We start from the raw sequence: 16,393 nt of genomic DNA on the forward strand, positions 1-16,393 counted from the left end.
CGGACAGGTTTTCAATCAGAGAGGGCTTGTGTGGCGAGGGAGCTTGCTCCCGCTGGGCTGCGTAGCGGCCCCAAGATTTTGGGAGCGCTTCGCACTCCAGCGGGAGCAAGCTCCCTCGCCACACAAGCGGCTCCCACATTTGATCCGGTCCGGCCTTTAGAATTTTTGTTCGACGCCCGGATCACCAGGCGCCAAGCGGTCCATCAAGCTTGCGTCAACGTCTTCACAGCACGCTCGAAGCGGTCCAGGCCTTCGTTGATATCCGCCTCTTCCACCACCAGGCTTGGGGCGAAACGCACCACGTCCGGGCCGGCTTGCAGGATCATCAGGTTTTCTTTTTCGGCCGCGTTGAACACGTCCTTGGCACGGCCTTTGAACGCGTCGCTCAGCACGCAACCAATCAGCAGGCCCATGCCGCGCACTTCGGTGAAGATCCCGTATTGCTTGCCGATCTGCGTAAGACGCGCCTTGAACAGGTCGTGCTTGGCGTTCACACCGGCCAGTACTTCTGGGGTGTTGATCACGTCGATCACCGCCTCGGCGACCGCACAGGCCAGCGGGTTGCCGCCGTAAGTAGTGCCGTGGGTGCCGACCACCAGGTGCTTGGCCAGGTCTTCACGGGTCAGCATGGCTGCGATCGGGAAACCACCGCCCAGGCTCTTGGCGCTGGTGAGGATGTCCGGCGTCACGCCGTAATGCTGGTAGGCGAACAGGTGGCCGCTGCGGCCCATGCCGGTTTGCACTTCGTCGAACACCAGCAGCGCGTTATTGGCGTCGCACAGTTCGCGGGCGCCTTGCAGGTAAGCCAGTTCGGCTGGCAATACGCCGCCTTCGCCCTGGATCGGCTCCAGCACCACGGCGCAAGTTTTATCCGACACGGCCGCTTTGAGCGCGTCCAGGTCGTTATAAGGCACGTGGGTAATGCCGGTGATTTTAGGCCCGAACCCATCGGAGTACTTGGACTGGCCACCGACGTTGACGGTGAACAGAGTACGGCCGTGGAAGCTGTTCAACGCGGCGATGATCTCGTACTTCTCGGTGCCGAAACGGTCGAACGCAACGCGACGGGCCAGCTTGAATGCGGCCTCGTTGGCCTCGGCGCCGGAGTTGCAGAAGAACACGCGTTCGGCAAAGGTGGCGTCGATCAGCTTATGGGCCAGGCGCAGGGCCGGCTCATTGGTGAACACGTTGGAGACGTGCCACAGCTTGTTGGCCTGTTCGGTCAGTGCACCGACCAGCGCCGGGTGGGCATGGCCCAATACGTTAACCGCGATGCCGCCGGCAAAGTCGATCAGCTCGCGACCGGCCTGGTCCCAAACGCGCGAACCTGCGCCACGCACGGGAATGAAGGCGGCAGGTGCGTAGTTGGGCACCATCACCTGGTCGAAATCGGCACGTTGCACCGGGGCTTGCTCAACGGACATCGGAGTCTCCTGAAGAGGAACGCCTGCCTGGAACTGGCGGGCGATGCAGGGATTGTAAGGACAGTTTTCAGCGCGGCCTTGCCGCCAAGCGACAACTTCTTATAGCGCCAACCCGCGTTTTTGGCGGGTTTACGCCAATGCGACAAATAGCGTCGCAATGGCGCAGTTTAAACGTTGCATCGTTTGAGAGGCAGGGGCATCGCCTGCTGATTTCGAAGGTTGTATTAACTATCTGCCCCCTGTACGCCAATCAGACTTGCTGTGATGACGGTGACTCAACCCACTGAAGGATCAGCCACGTGCCTCCCCTGACTCAAACCACGCTCACCCAACACCTGACACTCACCGCCAGCAGGGTGCCCGCCGGGGCTCACACCCGCCTGCCGCAATGGCTGGGCAACGCCTCAAGCGCGCGGCGCGAGACTTTGAAAAACACACGGCTTGAGTTTGCCGATTGGCAGGCCGACACCCGCCGCCAGCAACAAGCCCCCCTCCAGCAAGCCATGGCCGAGAGCTGGGCCACGCAAAACCAGCTCGACACCGCCCTGGCAGCGCTGCAAGCGCCCCAAGCGTTCGCGGCACCCTTGCTGCAACAGGGTCTTACTTCCCGCTTTGGCATTGAGCTGGATGTCACCGCCACTTACCTGCGCCTTTACGCCCCCGTGACGGTTCCGCTGTTCCCTGTGGACTTGGGAGGCGTCAAGGCCTGGACCGTGTCGCTGGTGGACGCAGCGCTGCACAATTTCGACGCCGCCGAAGGCGAAAAAGCCGCTTACACCACCGACTCCACCTTCATCACCCAACCCTCAGCCGCTGGGCAATTCGACACCCTGCCCGCTGTGACCGAAAAAATCAGCATCGCGCAATTCGTCGGACTGTGCCGCGAGCTGGACATCGGCGCGCAGTACCAACGCTACCTCAAAGGCTTTTTCGGCTTCCAGAACGCCACGCTGCAGGCATCGCTGCGCAGCAAGGTGATCGCCAATCTCAAAGCCGAGGCGCAAACCTGCGTGCACATGGCGCGCCTGAAAAAAGACGCGAGCGAATCGACGCTGCGCACACTCCAGGCGCAGCTCGACGGCCTCAGAGGCTTGACACTCCAGGGCAAGGTACTGCTCAACCACGACCTGAGCCTGATGGGCGCACCGCTGACCGGCATAGTGCTGTTCGCCGCCGACCTGGAGCAGCACCGAAGCGCAGTCCCCATAGTGGCGTACATTCCCGGCGACCCACTGGCGCCCCTCAAGTATTACCCCGACGGCACAGCATTCATGCGCGACCTGGCCGACAAGCTGCGCGACGCCGACTACCAGGCGTTTTTTAGCCGCTTCGTCAACCAAGAATACCGTGGCTACTTCTTTGCAGACCTCAACAGCCGGCTATCCAAAGTCGTCTGGCACTCGCCGCAGCCCGGCGACTCACGCCCCGCCTGGCGCGACGAACCGGTGGTCAACCCGAACCTGCAGTTCTATGCAACGAAAATCACCGGTGATCTTTACGAACACCTGTACGAGACCAAGCTCGACAAGCTGCTCAATGACGCTCGGGTAACCGCCATCTCCACCGCAGACGCCGACAGCAAGGCACGCTGGCAACGCTGGGACATTGTGCAGAAGGTTGCTAACGCCATTCTCGAAGTCGCCGCCTTCATCGTGACCCCTTTCCTTCCACCACTGGGCGCGCTGATGCTGGGCTACACCGCTTACCAACTGCTCGACGACGTATTCGAGGGCATCATCGATTGGGCTGAGGGCCTCAAGCGTGAAGCCTTCGGGCACCTGATGTCGATCCTCGAGCAAATGGTGCAACTGGGTATGTTCGCAGTCGGCGCACCGATTGCCGAAGGTTTGCTGCGACAGGCACTGCCCAACGAACTGTGGCGTTTTTTTGAGCGGCTCACCCCGGTCACAACTGACGGCAAGACCCGCCTGTGGAAGCCCGACCTGGCGCCCTACACCCATGACATTCAACTACCGCCCGAGTCACGCCCCAATCACGAAGGGCTATATGCCCATGCGGATAAACAGATCCTGACACTCAATGGACAACACTTCTCCATCAAGAAGAAATTGGGTAACACTTTCCTTGCCCACCCTACCCGCGCGCACGCTTACCGCCCGCAAATCATCAGCAACGGCAAGGGCGCCTGGCTGACAGCAACAGATCGCCCGCTGACCTGGGACCGCAGCACCTTGCTGCGTCGACTCGGCCCACCGGCTGACACACTCAGTGAGACGCGCCTGGAATGGGCGCATCGCATCAGCGGCGCCGACGATGCCGCCCTGCGCAAGCTGCATATGGACCGCCAACCACCGCCTCCACTATTGGCCGACACCCTCAAGCGCGTCGCCATTGATCAGCAACTGCAAGACTTTATCGACCAGATGAACAGTGACGACCCTGCGCAGTATCAAAAAGCCGACCCGCAAACCCAGCTTTGGCTGTTGAGTCAGACCGGCCTGTGGCCCGAGTCCAAGACCTTGCGCTTTCTCAACGCGAAAGGTGAGACCGTCTGGGAGCATAAAGGCCAGGAAAACTCGGCGGTGGCGCAGATACATGAAGCCCAGATGAAAAATGGTGATTTTCTCAAAACGCTGCTGGAAACCCTGGACGAATCAGAACGCAAAATCCTGCTTGAGGAAGAATTCGGCACCCCCGCCACCCAACTGCACGTGCGCGCGGCCAAACTGCGTAAACAGCTGGCACGCCAAGCCCAGGCCAAGCGCGCTTCATTGTTTGACTCCCGCTACCGAGGGCTGGAAACCACCGATGACCCGCGCCTGCAAAAAATCATCGACAGTGCGCCCGGCCTGCCCACCAGTGCGGCGCACGAGGTGCTGTTCGGCGCCAGCGGCCAAGACCTGCTGGCCATGGATCAAGGTAGTCTGCCACCCCACCTGGTGGAGCGCGCACGCTGGGCTGCGCATCAGGTCAGGATCAGTCGAGCGTATGAAGGGTTGTACATGGATGCCCTGGAAAGCAACGACACAGAACAACTCGCGTTGCATTCCCTGGAAAAGCTGCCGGAGTGGTCGCCGCAGGTACGCCTGGAAGTGCGCGACTTCAGCCGCACCGGTACGGTACGGGACACCATCGGCCCGCTGCAGGCACCGATCCAACGCACCTTGGTGCGCGCCATTGATGGCGGTTACGTTCCCGAAGACGGCAAGGGCACCCTGTTCGGCGAAACCGACCTCTATACCGCCGTGCTCCAGGCACTGCCCGACGCGCAACGCGACGCGCTGGGTATCCACATTGGCCAAGGCCCACTGCTGAAACAGACCTTGCGCCAGTACGCGCTGGCCCGTGAGCCGCTGGGGGAGCTGCTGGCAACTGCGCCAGTGCGCAAGCCCTTTTACGACCCCAAGCTGATGCGCTTGCCCGGCGGCATGGAGGGTTACGACGCGAGTGCCCCTGGCAACACAAATAACCTTGAGGCGCTGTTAGTACACGAACTGTATCCCCGCCTCGCCCCAGCAGAAGTGGACTATGTACTGAACGCCATGCGAAGCCACCCTGGCTCTCCCTTACAGACGCTTCATTATTTGAAGGCTGAATTTTCACGACTGGAAACCGACCTCGCGACCTGGCGCTCCAACCTCTCTCAAACCTTCCTCAACACCGAAGTACCGCTTTTCTCCTCAACCGTTGCCGAAGAGAAACTTAATCGCTGGATCTGGACTCACCAATTGCTCCGTGCCTGGCGGCACGAGACCCCGGAGGACAGCGAGTTTTCTCTTGGCCGCCAATTGCACCTCGACGCCCCCTTGCAAAGCGAACTGCCCACCATCAGTGCCAACTTCGACCACATCTGCAACCTGAGATTGAAAGGTTATCCCACCACCCAAGGCGTACCCGCCTTTTTGGCCCACTTCCCCAACCTGCGCACGCTGGATATCAGCGACATAGCACTCAACACACTGCCTCCCGAAGTCATGGCGCGCACCCAGCTCAATCGGCTGACGCTGAGCAATTGCAACCTTAACCTGACCACACAAAGCCGTGCACAGCTTGCCACTTTGAGCCAATTGAGAAGCCTGGACCTTTCCCGCAACTACCAGCTGTCACTTTCTCCCAACCTTGGGCAAATGCCTGAGTTGCAGACGCTGAACCTTAGCCAGACGCATATTTCGCTATTCCCCGAACACCTGATCAATCGCCCTCAGCTCACGAGCGCCGACCTCAGCGGCAACTACCTGAGCAGGCTACCCGACGCGCTGTTCAGCCTGCCCGCCGAACGGGCTAGAGCGTTTGATTTGTCGGGCAACCCCCTTTCACGCGCCACCCTGGAAAAGATCAAACGTTACTGCCAGAGAACCGGCGAACACTTCGGCGCAGACGCCAACCCATTCGAGCGTCGCTTGGTTCATGAGCTTTACCCCACCTTCACTGACGACGAGGCGAATAACTTTATCTTCAGGTTGCCCGGTGAGCTGAATGACTCAATGCCCGCACTCCTGCGCTTGAAAACCGACTACGAGCGACTGCAAACAGACTTGCAGGAGTGGGCATTGGATATACCTGAACGGTACCCGTTCATAGACACGCCCATGGACGAAGGCGTACGAGCGCAACAGCAACTGCTTCGCCACCAGCTCAAGGCCTTGCTGGAGGAAAGCTGGCGACGGGAGACCGGTCTGGATTCAAGCCAGGAGCCGCCGACCACCGATCATGAAATGGCGCTGAAACTGCCTTTACTCGGCGATTTACCGGTGCTGAATATGGACTTTAAACATGTGTCGAAACTGGAGTTGAGCGCAGAGCAAGCCACCTCAATTCCCGAAGGCTTTCTTGTGCGTTTTCCCAACCTGGAAACCCTGCATATTCATCGTTATGCCCTGCCGGACATTCCTGCCGATGTGTTCAAGCTGACCAAACTCAAGACACTGATCATGTCCCATAGCCGTATGCGGTTGACCGCAACCAGCGCCGACGCCTTGAGCGACCTGCAAAACCTTGAGTACCTGGACCTCAGTGGTAACCCCCTGGGAATCACGCCCGACGTCAGCAAGATGTCCGGGTTATCCACCCTGATCATCGAAAATGCTGGCCTTACCGAGGTACCCAACGGGACGTTCAACCTGCCATCCCTCGATCAACTGGACCTGAGAAACAACCGGATAACCGAACTTCCCACTGACCTGCTTGAGGTGGCGCCGGACAGGGCCGATGGTTTCGTTCTTGGCGGCAACACGTTCTCGCCTGAAACGATCGCCCTGCTGGTGCCGTATTACAACCGCACCGGAGTGGACTTTGGCATCCCGGAGGTCAGGCAGCGCGCGCAACTAAGCCCAACGTCGTCAACCGACGTATCAGAAGAAGAAACCGAACAATAAAGGCCACTCAACCGCGCTCGGACGGCACCGACGACAATTCAAACGGGCTGCTGCTACGCCGCTGGTTACGGTCTTCACGCGGGGTGGCGCCAAAGAAGTTGCGGTAAGCGCTGGAGAAGTGCGGCCCCGAGGAGAAGCCGCACGACAGGCCGATCTGGATGATCGACTTGCTGGTTTGCATCAGCATCTGGCGGGCCTTGTTCAGGCGCAGTTCCAGGTAATACTGGCTGGGAACACGGTTGAGGTATTGCTTGAAGATGCGCTCGAGTTGTCGTCGCGACACGCACACATGCTGGGCGATCTCGTCGGTGGTCAACGGTTCTTCAATGTTGGCCTCCATCAACAACACCGCTTGGGTCAGCTTCGGATGGCTGGAACCCAGGCGGTTTTGCAGGGGGATGCGCTGGCGCTCGCCGCCTTCGCGGATGCGCTCCACCACCAGTTCTTCGGAGACCGCACCGGCCAGCTCCGCGCCGTGATCACGGGCCAGCACCGCCAGCAACAGGTCGAGTACCGACATGCCGCCGCAGGCGGTCAGGCGGTCGCGGTCCCAGTCAAACAGATGGCTGGTGGCGATCACCTTGGGGAAGCGCTCGGCGAAGTCGTCCTGCCAGCGCCAGTGCACGGCGGCGCGGTAGCCGTCGAGCAGACCCAACTGAGCCAAGGGATACACACCGGCCGACAACCCGCCGATCACGCACCCGGCGCGCACCAACTGCTTGAGTGCAGTACTGAGTTGGGACGCAATGACGGTAGGTGGCTCGTCCGCCAGCAGGAACAGCTTCTGGAAACCTTCGAGTTTGCCGGCCCAGGGCTCGCCCGGCAATTGCCAGTCGCCCTCGGTGCGCGGTTCGGCCTGCAAAAACGACAGTTCGTACACCACGTCCGGATGCACCCGCTGAGCAACGCGCAAAGCCTCCTCAGCCAGCGCAAGCGTGAGTGCTTTTGTGCTGGGCCAAATCAGGAAACCAATTTTATGGGCGGTCATTTAGGGGCTATCCGAAGCGAGTAACAGTAATGAAGACAAGGGCCAATGCTAGCCGGTAAACGAACACAAATCTCAAAACATATGGAGAACCAATGTGGGAGCTGGCTTGCCTGCGATGGCGGTGGGTCAGTTGCCACACTGGTTACTGATATATCGCTATCGCAGGCGAGCCAGCTCCCACAGGGAACGAGGCGACCTCAAGGCTGCGAAATATGCACTATTTGAGTGCACAAAAGCAGTCTTGATTATTTCAAGCTACCGGAAAGAAACTGCTGCAACCGCTCGGACTGCGGGTTCACCAGCACTTCACGCGGGTTGCCACGTTCTTCGACGATGCCTTTGTGCAAAAACACCAACTGGTTCGAGACTTCACGGGCAAAGCCCATTTCGTGGGTCACCACCACCATGGTGCGGCCTTCCTGGGCCAGGTCCTGCATCACCTTGAGCACTTCGCCGACCAGCTCCGGGTCGAGGGCCGAGGTCGGTTCGTCGAACAGCATCACCTCCGGCTCCATTGCCAGGGCGCGGGCGATGGCCACGCGCTGCTGCTCGCCGCCGGACATGTGGCCGGGGAACGCATCCTTACGATGGCCCACACCAACTTTGGCCAGGTAGTGCTCGGCCTTTTCACGCGCGTCTTTTTTCGACATGCCCAGCACGTGCACCGGCGCCTCCATCACGTTTTCAAGCGCAGTCATGTGCGACCACAGGTTGAAATGCTGGAACACCATGGACAGGCGCGAACGCATGCGCTGCAGCTGTTTCGGGTCGGCGGCCTTCATGGCGCCGTCCTTGTTGGTCACCAGTTTCAGCTCTTCGTTATTGAGCAGAATCTTGCCGGCGTGGGGTTGCTCCAGCAGGTTGATGCAGCGCAAAAAGGTACTTTTGCCCGAACCACTGGAACCGATGATGCTGATCACATCACCGGCCGCGGCGGCCAGGGACACGCCTTTGAGCACTTCATGACTGCCATAGCGTTTATGCAGGTCTTGGACTTCAAGTTTGTACATGCGGTCGGTTCTCACAAAAACAGGTGGTCAGTCGTTGAGCAAGCGCCCGTGGCGCAGCGCTTCGCGCCCCGCCACCTTGGCCAGCCAGAAACCCGCTTGGGCATAACGTAGCCGTTCAACGGCAAACAACACCCCGGACGTCCCCGCGCAAACAATGCTGACGCGGTCGGTCAGAGGGTCAATCACTTCAAAAATCTCATCGCCCGCTTCTACCCGGTCACCGGCTTTACGCAGGTAACTGATCACCCCGGCATGGGGCGCAAACAGCAACTCGGTGCCTTCGAAGGGCAGGCCTTCGCACGCGTCGTATTGCGGCGCCGGCCATTGGCCGGTGATCAAGCCTTGCTCGGCGAGGAACGCGAGGATGCCTTCGGCGTGGAAAATCGCTTCATCACGGCCGGTGTCGGCCTGGCCGCCCAATTCCAGGGTAGTCGCCAGGCACGCCAGCGGAACCTGTGCCTCGGGGAACGCCTGTGACAGACGCAACCACGGCAGCGAGCAGGCTTCATCAAACGAACTGCCGCCCGAGTCTTCCGCCAGCAGGCCGACTTTCACACCCAGGTGCGCCGACAACGAGCGCCACTGCGGCCAGTGCTGGGGCAACGCATACATGTGCAACGCGGCTTCGGCGTCGCAATGCAGGTCCAGGACGATATCGGCGGTGCAGGCGTGGCTCAGCAAGATGCGCTGCATGCCTTGCAGCTGGCTGCTCGGCGCGGGCAATGCATTGAGTGCGTCGGTCATCGCCTGGCGGATCATGCGCACATTCGCGTGCGGGTCATCGCCCAGCTTGCCCTTGAGCAACTCGGCAACCGGCGCGCTCAGCTCGACGAAATCACGGTTGAAATTCTTGCCGCTGCCGACTTCGAAACGCCCTTGGTGGCTGCCTTGCAGCAGTTGGCCCAAGCCCATCGGGTTGGCCACCGGCACCAGCTCGATCACCCCGTTGAGGGCGCCTTGCTGTTCCAGTTCAGTGAGGCGCTTTTTCAGCTCCCACGCGGCGCGCATCCCCGGCAATTCGTCGGCGTGCAGGCTGGCCTGGATATAGGCCTTGCGCTCGCCACTGCCAAAACGAAACACGCTCAGTTGGCGCTCGCAGCCCAGGTGGCCCCAGGGCAACAGGTGATCGATACGTTCCATATCAATGCTTCCGTGGAGCCAGGTAGCTCAGCCAGCGGCGCTCGGCCAACTTGAACAGGCGCACCAGGATAAAGGTCAGGCACAGGTAGAACACGCCGGCGGTGATATAGGCTTCGAACGGCAAGTAATACTGGGCGTTCACGGTGCGTGCAGCACCGGTGATGTCGATCAAGGTGACGATGGACGCCAGACTGGTGGTCTGCAGCATCATGATCACTTCGTTGCTGTACTGCGGCAGCGCGCGGCGCAAGGCCGACGGCAGCAGGATGCGGCGGTACAGCTTGTAGCGCGACATGCCCATGGCCTTGGCCGCCTCGATCTCCCCGTTCGGCGTGGCCTTGAGGCTACCGGCGATGATTTCGGCGGTGTAGGCGCTGGTGTTGATCGCAAACGCCAGGCATGCGCAGAACGTGGCGCTCGACAGCAGCGGCCACAGGAAGCTTTCGCGCACGGCTTCGAATTGCGCCAGGCCGTAGTAGATCAAAAACAGCTGCACCAGCATCGGCGTGCCGCGGATCACGTAGGTGTAAAGCCAGGCCGCACCGTTGATGACCGGCTGCTTGGACACGCGCATCAAGCCCAGCGGCAAGGCGGCGAGCAGGCCAAAGAACAGCGAGATGGCCAACAGTTTCAGGGTGGTTACCAGGCCGCCAAGGTACAGCGGCATGGCTTCCCAGATGACGTTGTAGTCGAAGATCATAGATCAGCCGCCCTTACGCCTACCGAGTAGCGCTTCTCAAGATAACGCAGGGCCAGCAACGACACGCTGGTGATCACCAGGTACATCGCCGCCACTGCGAGGAAGAAGGTAAAAGGCTCACGGGTGGCGTCTGCCGCCTGCTTGGCCTTGAACATCATGTCTTGCAGGCCCACCACCGAGATCAGCGCGGTGGCCTTGGTGAGTACCAGCCAGTTGTTGGTGAAACCAGGGATCGCCAGCCGGATCATCTGCGGCACCATCACCCGGAAAAACACCTGGAAACTGCTCATGCCATACGCAAGGCCGGCCTCGGCCTGGCCCTTGGGAATGGCCATGAAGGCGCCACGGAAGGTTTCCGAGAGGTAGGCGCCAAAGATGAAACCCAGGGTGCCGATACCGGCGGCCAAGGGGTTCAAGTCGATATAGTCGTCATAGCCGAGCATCGGCGCGACGCGGTTTAACAAGTCCTGGCCGCCGTAGAAAATCAGCAGAATCAGCACCAGGTCGGGGATCCCGCGGATCACCGTGGAGTACAAGTCACCCAGCCAAGCCAACCAGCGCACCGGCGACAGGCGTAACGCGACCCCGATCAGACCCAGAACAATGGCCAAGGCCATGGACGACAAGGCGAGCTGAAGCGTCAACCATGCGCCATCGAGGATGACAGCCCCGTAGCCGTTCAACATGATTCAGGTCCTCGAAAAGGGGGATGAAAAAATGGCGCAAACTTCAGAATCTTCTGTTGCTTGCGCCATTTAGGACAGACAGCTGCGACGAGTTACTTAGGGTCAGCGCCGTAAATATCGAAGTCGAAGTACTTGTCCTGGATTTTCTTGTATTCGCCGTTGGCACGGATCGCGGCAATCGCAGCGTTGATCTTGTCCAGCTCGGTCTTGTCGCCTTTACGCACAGCGATACCGATGCCGTCACCGAAGTACTTGGCGTCGGTGAACTGTGGGCCCACGAACGCGTAGCCTTTACCGGCCGGGGTTTTCAGGAAGCCGTCTTGCAGCAGGGTAGCGTCAGCCACGGTGCCATCGAGGCGACCGGCTTCCACGTCCAGGTAGATTTCGTTCTGCGAGCTGTAAGGCACAACCGTGACGCCTTTAGGGGCCAGGACTTCCTTGGCGAAACGATCATGGATCGAACCGCGTTGCACGCCGATTTTCTTGCCTTTGAGTTCATCCAGGCTGTCGCTGACGGTGGTGCCTTCCTTCATCACCAGTTGCGCTGGGCTCAGGTAGTAGCGGTTGGTGAAGTCCACAGACTTCTTGCGGTCTTCAGTGATGGACATGGACGACAGGATCGCATCGATCTTGCGCACTTTGAGCGCAGGGATCAGGCCGTCGAATTCCTGCTCGACCCATACGCACTTGACCTTCATCTCTGCGCACAGCGCGTTACCGATGTCGTAGTCAAAACCAACGATGCTGCCATCCGGCGCCTTCGAGGCAAACGGAGGGTAAGCCGCTTCGATACCAATCTTCAGGGGCTTTTCATCAGCGAAGGCCTGCATGGACAGCACGGACAGCGCCAGGGCGCCCAACAGCACAAGTTTCTTCATCTTGGGACTCCATCGGTATAGGGCAAAAAGCAGAATGAGCCGTGGCCCACGATGCGACTTAAGTGAAACCGAATAGCGGTGCTGCGTCCTACCCTGAATTGATACAGGAGACGACGAGCGAGTGATCGGCATTCTAACGACAGGCCGGAAGCCGATATTTCCTCAATGCGACAACAATTTACAGAAGCACTGAGAAAGCGGTTCCAGCACATTGACAGCCTCTGGATTTTATGCAGAGACAAAAGATATTAAACCTGTTGATGCTGCAAATTGCGGGCCTATTATTCGCAAACCCTTCTAGCACGGCAAGTCTGGCGTTTAATCTTATTTCTGAGGGTGTCTAAAACGCGGGTTTTCGGGGCGCAGGCGTAGCACATTGCCTCAGGATTGGGCGTGGGGTTACACATTTAGGCTGGACGGTAACATTCAGAAACCTCCTACGAAAGAAACCGATATTTATTGGCCTACACACAGATCGTTCCCACGCTCCGCGTGGGGATGCATCCTGTGACGCTCTGCGTCACGCCTCAAGAGCAGACGCGGAGCGTGGGAACGATCAGACTCCGGCCATGAAACACATTCCAAATGTGGGAGCTGGCTTGCCTGCGATAGCGGCCTGTCAGCTAACCCACCTGTGCCTGATACGCCCTCATCGCGGGCAAGCCAGCTCCCACAGTGATCCGGTTTCGCCAGTGCTATCGAAATCAAACCCCACAAAAAAGCCCCACCCGGCTCACGCCGAATGGGGCTTTATCCTACCCAGCCCGCCTTACGCGACGTTCATGGTCTTGTGCGTCTCAATCAAATGCGCCACCACACCTGGGTCAGCCAGGGTGGAGATATCCCCCAACCCGTCATACTCAGCCGTAGCAATCTTGCGCAGAATCCGGCGCATGATTTTCCCCGAACGCGTCTTCGGCAAGCCCGGCGCCCACTGGATCACATCCGGCGAGGCAATCGGTCCGATCTCTTTGCGCACCCAGTTTTTCAGTTCCAGGCGCAGCGCTTCGTTAGGTTCTTCGCCATTCTTGAGCGTGACATACACATAGATGCCCTGCCCCTTGATGTCATGCGGTACACCCACCACCGCCGCTTCAGCAACTTTCGGGTGCGCAACCATTGCGCTTTCAATCTCGGCGGTGCCCATACGGTGGCCGGAGACGTTCAACACGTCGTCCACCCGCCCGGTGATCCACCAGTAGCCGTCTTCATCGCGGCGCGCACCGTCGCCGGTGAAGTACATGCCACGGAAGGTCTTGAAGTAAGTGTCGACAAAACGGTCATGGTCGCCATACAGCGTGCGCGCCTGGCCCGGCCATGAATCGAGGATCACCAGGTTGCCTTCGGCAGCGCCCTCGATGATGTTACCGAGGTTGTCCACCAGCGCCGGCACCACACCAAAGAACGGGCGCGCCGCCGAACCCGGCTTGAGCGCGTGGGCACCCGGCAGCGGGCTCATCAAGGTGGCGCCGGTTTCGGTCTGCCACCAGGTGTCGACGATCGGGCAACGGGATTGGCCGACATTCTTGTAGTACCAATCCCAGGCTTCCGGGTTGATCGGCTCACCCACCGACCCGAGCAGACGCAGGCTGCTGCCATCCACACCTTCGCAGGCAGCGGTGCCGGACGCCATCATCGCGCGGATCGCGGTGGGCGCGGTGTAGAGGATATTGACCTTGTGCTTGTCAACGATCTTGCCGACCCGCGTGATATCCGGGTAGTTCGGCACGCCCTCAAACAACAGCGTGGTCGCGCCATTGGCCAACGGGCCGTAGACGATATAGGTGTGACCGGTGACCCAACCCACGTCGGCGGTGCACCAATAGATTTCGCCTGGGCGGTAGTCGAACACACGCTCATGGGTCAGGGCGGCGTACAGCAAGTAGCCGCCAGTGGTGTGCTGCACGCCTTTAGGCTTGCCGGTGGAGCCCGAGGTGTAAAGGATGAACAGCGCTTCTTCGGCGCCCATCTCCTTAGGCGCGCACACAGTGCCCGCCACTTTCATCAGGTCTTCGTACCAGATGTCGCGATGCTGGTTCCACTTGATGTTGCCATTGGTGCGCTTGCACACAATGACTTTCTGGATGCTGCTGGTTTCCGGGTTGGTCAGCGCGTCGTCGACGTTAGCCTTCAGCGGAATTTTCTTACCGGCGCGGATGCCTTCGTCGGCGGTGATCACCACCTTCGACTTACAGTCGATAATGCGACCGGCCAGGGCTTCCGGTGAAAAACCGCCAAATACCACGGAGTGAATCGCACCGATGCGGGTACAGGCCAACATGGCGACCACGGCTTCGGGGATCATCGGCATATAGATAGTCACCACGTCGCCGCGGTGTACATCCTGGCCGCGCAGGGCGTTGGCGAACTTGCAGACTTCTTCATGCAGCTCGCGGTAGGTGATGGTGCGGCTTTCGGAAGGGTCATCGCCCTCCCAGATGATCGCAGCCTGATCACCACGCTCGGCGAGGTGGCGGTCCAGGCAGTTGTAGGAAACGTTGAGGGTGCCGTCGGCAAACCATTTGATGTCGACATGGTGGTCGTCGAAAGAAGTCTGCTTGACCGCAGTGAAAGGCTTGACCCAGTCAAGGCGCTTGGCTTGCTCGCGCCAGAAGCCATCGGGGTTGACCACCGACTGCTGGTACATGGCCTTGTAGGTCGCCTCGTCGGTCAGCGTGTTGGCTGCTACTTCGGGGCGAACGGGGTACAGGGAAGCCGCACTCATCTTTCTTACCTCGGTGACAATAGTTGTTTTTGTATGCCCTGTTGTAGCCGGGGCGCCCCCATAGAACCATTCGACGATGGTAGTAACAAGCCCCTACAAAATGCCCTGCTATGCCCTTTCAGGGCTCTGGCCCACGGCCTGCGCGGCTTTGGCGCCTGATGAAAAAACCTTTACCACGGGATTGTTACAAAAACCGCCAATAGTGTTTATCAAAAGCACGGGTATATGAATATAACCCACAGGCCTAAAATCAACTCCGCCAACAAGGCAACGTGATTAACACCGTAACAGCCCCCACGAAGGCAACGTTAATCCGAACTTCCCAACTCTTAAGTTACACACGCGGCCTCATAAGGGCCCCGTGACCCCTTTCGCCCTGAAGAAGGTAAATACAGTAATGAAAGCTCTCGTAGTTATGGCCCTCAGCAGCTTGTGCGCCACCGCCGCCCTGGCCGATGAGGCCCCGACCGAGCTGGCCGGCCAGAACGCCCCGATTGTTGAAGATTACACCTACAGCACACACTTGGATGTGGCCAAAGTATTGTCCATGAGCAACATCCCTGATGTCTGCAACGTTGTACCGGTACAAATGGAATATGAAGACTCGCAAGGTCAGCGTCATATTCTTAATTATCAAGTGATGGGCAATGGTTGCTCTAACGGGTAATAACTTTTTCAGTAAGATTTAAACCCGGATCTTGGTCGCCGCAAGAAATCGTTCTTGCGGCCAAGAACCGCCCTCTGGCCCACCGCCACCCCAATGTGGGAGCTGGCTTGCCTGCGATGGCGATCCCAGCCAAACACACCCCATACAGCCCTCCACCACTCCCCCTCTCTGGCCCTACAAAAACTATCCCACCGCCCGTCAAAAAATTCCTACCCCAGCAAAGCCTTGCAAACACACGCTCTGGCCGAAAACCACAGCATTTTGGCCCTCCATCGTGACCATCGGCCGCAACACAAAGCCGATTTTTTCCCTATAATGCGCGGGTAAATCGGGCCTGCAATATCCCTTTACACCGGGATGAAGAGCCAGACCTGAGGCCTTCGCGCAAGCACGCACCTGTCGCTGCGCACCTCAAGCCTCAAGCAGAACCCGTAACCCTATTCCGTTTAATTGCCTGCGCGAGCTGTTGCAACAAACGATTCCTTAAGATCCACCGCGGCCTCTGGGCCGTGTGAACACCCAACCATCCGGTTTCACACGGGCACCTTTGAGCCCTCACGCAGGAGACGACACGTCATGCTGAGCTGGGACGAATTCGACAAAGAAGAAGAAGGCGAAGTAGCCGCCAAAGGCGCCAACGCCGGCCACGCCACCGAAGCCAACATGGACCGCCTCGACGGTGCCGGCGCTGCCGCCGCCATCGAAGCCCGCGCCGTCACCGCCAATGACTCCGCCGCCATCGTGCGCGCCAAGGCCGCCCTGGACAAACTCGACGTCGCCGAAGGCCTCGCCGAGCTGGAAGGCTCCGCCGCCCGCGTCGCCGTTGACGAAAAGCGCAT

Annotated in this window: 10 protein-coding genes and 1 pseudogene; 3 read left to right on the forward strand and 8 right to left on the reverse strand. The window is 59.4% G+C overall.

Features of this window, described 5'->3' with window-relative positions; all coding sequences use genetic code 11:
- Nucleotides 1-203: 203 nt before the first annotated feature.
- Nucleotides 204-1,424: an aspartate aminotransferase family protein gene (locus AOA62_RS06905; RefSeq protein ID WP_017138425.1), complete on the reverse strand. Its 1,221-nt coding sequence runs from the start codon at nt 1,422-1,424 to the stop codon at nt 204-206.
- A gap of 299 nt (nt 1,425-1,723) precedes the next feature.
- Here AOA62_RS06905 and AOA62_RS06910 point away from each other — a divergent pair, with 299 nt between their 5' ends.
- Complete coding sequence (locus AOA62_RS06910) at nt 1,724-6,760, forward strand: leucine-rich repeat domain-containing protein (protein ID WP_099548197.1); 5,037 nt, start codon at nt 1,724-1,726, stop codon at nt 6,758-6,760.
- A gap of 7 nt (nt 6,761-6,767) precedes the next feature.
- Here the strand turns inward: AOA62_RS06910 and AOA62_RS06915 are convergent, their stop codons facing one another.
- The 7 genes from AOA62_RS06915 to acs all read right to left on the reverse strand — a co-directional run bounded on the left by AOA62_RS06915 (nt 6,768) and on the right by acs (nt 14,887).
- Nucleotides 6,768-7,748, reverse strand: coding sequence for a GlxA family transcriptional regulator (locus AOA62_RS06915; protein ID WP_099548198.1), 981 nt, complete (start codon nt 7,746-7,748; stop codon nt 6,768-6,770).
- Nucleotides 7,749-7,993: 245 nt separating this feature from the next.
- Entirely contained in the window at nt 7,994-8,758 is a 765-nt protein-coding gene (locus AOA62_RS06920) for an ABC transporter ATP-binding protein (RefSeq protein WP_017138428.1), read from the reverse strand.
- A gap of 27 nt (nt 8,759-8,785) precedes the next feature.
- On the reverse strand, nt 8,786-9,898 hold the full coding sequence (locus AOA62_RS06925) for a succinylglutamate desuccinylase/aspartoacylase family protein (RefSeq protein WP_099548199.1): 1,113 nt from the start codon (nt 9,896-9,898) through the stop codon (nt 8,786-8,788).
- Nucleotide 9,899: 1 nt separating this feature from the next.
- A complete protein-coding gene (locus AOA62_RS06930) occupies nt 9,900-10,598 on the reverse strand; it encodes an ABC transporter permease (RefSeq protein ID WP_099548200.1) in 699 nt (232 codons plus the stop codon).
- Complete coding sequence (locus AOA62_RS06935; protein ID WP_017138431.1) at nt 10,595-11,284, reverse strand: ABC transporter permease; 690 nt, start codon at nt 11,282-11,284, stop codon at nt 10,595-10,597. The genes AOA62_RS06930 and AOA62_RS06935 overlap by 4 nt, the downstream gene beginning before the upstream one ends.
- A gap of 92 nt (nt 11,285-11,376) precedes the next feature.
- On the reverse strand, nt 11,377-12,162 hold the full coding sequence (locus AOA62_RS06940) for an ABC transporter substrate-binding protein (RefSeq protein WP_099548201.1): 786 nt from the start codon (nt 12,160-12,162) through the stop codon (nt 11,377-11,379).
- A gap of 769 nt (nt 12,163-12,931) precedes the next feature.
- Entirely contained in the window at nt 12,932-14,887 is a 1,956-nt protein-coding gene (gene acs, locus AOA62_RS06945; RefSeq protein WP_056861684.1) for an acetate--CoA ligase, read from the reverse strand.
- Between the two features lie 397 nt (nt 14,888-15,284).
- On the opposite strand from acs, the gene AOA62_RS06950 reads away from it, so the two are divergent.
- Both AOA62_RS06950 and AOA62_RS06955 read left to right on the forward strand, forming a co-directional pair.
- Nucleotides 15,285-15,554, forward strand: coding sequence for a DUF2790 domain-containing protein (locus AOA62_RS06950; protein WP_017138434.1), 270 nt, complete (start codon nt 15,285-15,287; stop codon nt 15,552-15,554).
- A 576-nt stretch (nt 15,555-16,130) separates the two neighbouring features.
- Nucleotides 16,131-16,393: pseudogene (locus AOA62_RS06955) on the forward strand (ribonucleotide-diphosphate reductase subunit beta); the annotation flags it as partial.

Origin of the sequence: Pseudomonas sp. 2995-3 (genome assembly GCF_002742565.1) — a bacterium.
GTDB lineage: Bacteria > Pseudomonadota > Gammaproteobacteria > Pseudomonadales > Pseudomonadaceae > Aquipseudomonas > Aquipseudomonas edaphica.

What these genes read in the sequence shown, in the direction of transcription:
- AOA62_RS06905 (WP_017138425.1), bottom strand. Translation starts at nt 1,424, where the DNA reads ATGTCCGTTGAGCAAGCCCCGGTGCAACGTGCCGATTTCGACCAGGTG.
- AOA62_RS06915 (WP_099548198.1), bottom strand. Translation starts at nt 7,748, where the DNA reads ATGACCGCCCATAAAATTGGTTTCCTGATTTGGCCCAGCACAAAAGCA.
- AOA62_RS06920 (WP_017138428.1), bottom strand. Translation starts at nt 8,758, where the DNA reads ATGTACAAACTTGAAGTCCAAGACCTGCATAAACGCTATGGCAGTCAT.
- AOA62_RS06925 (WP_099548199.1), bottom strand. Translation starts at nt 9,898, where the DNA reads ATGGAACGTATCGATCACCTGTTGCCCTGGGGCCACCTGGGCTGCGAG.
- AOA62_RS06930 (WP_099548200.1), bottom strand. Translation starts at nt 10,598, where the DNA reads ATGATCTTCGACTACAACGTCATCTGGGAAGCCATGCCGCTGTACCTT.
- AOA62_RS06935 (WP_017138431.1), bottom strand. Translation starts at nt 11,284, where the DNA reads ATGTTGAACGGCTACGGGGCTGTCATCCTCGATGGCGCATGGTTGACG.
- AOA62_RS06940 (WP_099548201.1), bottom strand. Translation starts at nt 12,162, where the DNA reads ATGAAGAAACTTGTGCTGTTGGGCGCCCTGGCGCTGTCCGTGCTGTCC.
- acs (WP_056861684.1), bottom strand. Translation starts at nt 14,887, where the DNA reads ATGAGTGCGGCTTCCCTGTACCCCGTTCGCCCCGAAGTAGCAGCCAAC.
- AOA62_RS06950 (WP_017138434.1), top strand. Translation starts at nt 15,285, where the DNA reads ATGAAAGCTCTCGTAGTTATGGCCCTCAGCAGCTTGTGCGCCACCGCC.